Annotated in this window: 2 protein-coding genes; both read left to right on the top strand. The window is 43.7% G+C overall.

Features of this window, described 5'->3' with window-relative positions:
• Positions 1–50 precede the first annotated feature (50 nt).
• Positions 51–554 carry a hypothetical protein gene (locus CAPSK01_RS03260; RefSeq protein WP_273703005.1) on the top strand — a complete coding sequence of 168 codons (504 nt, stop codon included), beginning with the start codon at positions 51–53 and terminating at the stop codon, positions 552–554.
• Positions 555–597: 43 nt separating this feature from the next.
• A complete protein-coding gene (locus CAPSK01_RS21660; RefSeq protein WP_273703006.1) occupies positions 598–1,155 on the top strand; it encodes a hypothetical protein in 558 nt (185 codons plus the stop codon).
• Positions 1,156–1,352 lie beyond the last annotated feature (197 nt).

Genomic DNA, 1,352 nt, shown 5'->3' on the forward strand with positions numbered 1-1,352 from the left:
TCCCAGCCATCCCGGCAGCAGCATAGGGGGAGTGAACGATTACCTTACATGTGAAGTTATATCTGAGGGAAATGCCAACGGTGCCAAAAGCAAGCTGGATTTATCACTCAGATGTAATACTCACACAGGATAACACAATATGGAAGGACAATAGATCATACTCCTTAAAAAGCGGTGATGCCTTCGAAATGGTTTTAGTTATGGAAATGACCAGATACGAGGATGACAATGTGCCTGGTCCGCTACGCGCAGTTTTCGGCTTCCTTCTCGATTACATTATCTTAACGCCATCGGGCGGCATCGTAAGAAAAGCATTACCTTCCGATTGCATCTATTTATTTGAGTATAAACTACTCGGGCATCCGGGTGGAGAGAACTGGAAGGAGATCAGTGACCTTGAGGATGGCGAATTCGTCTTAAGAGCGATAGGCCATGAGGAAATCGCGGAAATGAAGAAGCAATACAATAACGATTCCCAAAAAGTAAAAAAGATTGACGATATTGAAAGCATGCTCCACAAGCATATGTTATCTCGTTTTACCCCTAAATCATAGCCCATTAAGGATGCGAAAATTGGACACGTCAAGCATTCCGTCATTGATTGTCAATATTTCCGTCTACGTGGGAATTGTGGGCTGTGTTTCCTTTGCGGTATTTGAGTACGCAAAACGATCTGTGGAAAGCAGTCTTATCAAATGTACAGCTTTGCGTGCGTATTCTGCCATCATCGAGGGAAATGACATTACCTTCGATGGATTAAGAGAAGTCTACATCCAAGAGATGAAGCAACTGACGGGCGTTACCGGAGATTTAACCGAAGAAGACGCATGGCAAATATTCTTGTTAATACGAGATATTGCAAGGGAAGATACGACAATAGACAATAATAAACGCCAGTGGATTAGTCGAAGTGGAGAAAAGGCGATACCAAGACACCATCCGAGTCCAAAACTTGAATATTTCTTGGCGTCTATTGTGCTTGCTGTTTTCCTTTATGGGCTAAATCAGCAAAAGGGCTTAATTGGGTTAGTGAACCTCCCTCTAGATCAAGCTTTGATGCCATCTGCATTTATCGTTATCCCAAGCCTCATAATTCTCGCTATTACATTTTTGATGGCTAAATGGGCAATTCGTTCTGCTAGCTATAGAAATTGACTCGGTAATGCTATTCCAGGATCAATCGTATATAGTGGTTTTATCCATTCTGAAAATAAGAAGTCGAAATAACTAAGAGCGGCCCAACAAGGCAAATTCAGCCGACCTCCTTCGTCGGCGGCTGATTTGCAACGATAGCGCAGCACCGCTTGCGCGGTGCTGCGCTATCGCTTCAGCTGTTGAGTTCCGCTTCGCTC

It is taken from the genome of Candidatus Accumulibacter vicinus, from assembly GCF_000584955.1.
GTDB lineage: Bacteria > Pseudomonadota > Gammaproteobacteria > Burkholderiales > Rhodocyclaceae > Accumulibacter > Accumulibacter vicinus.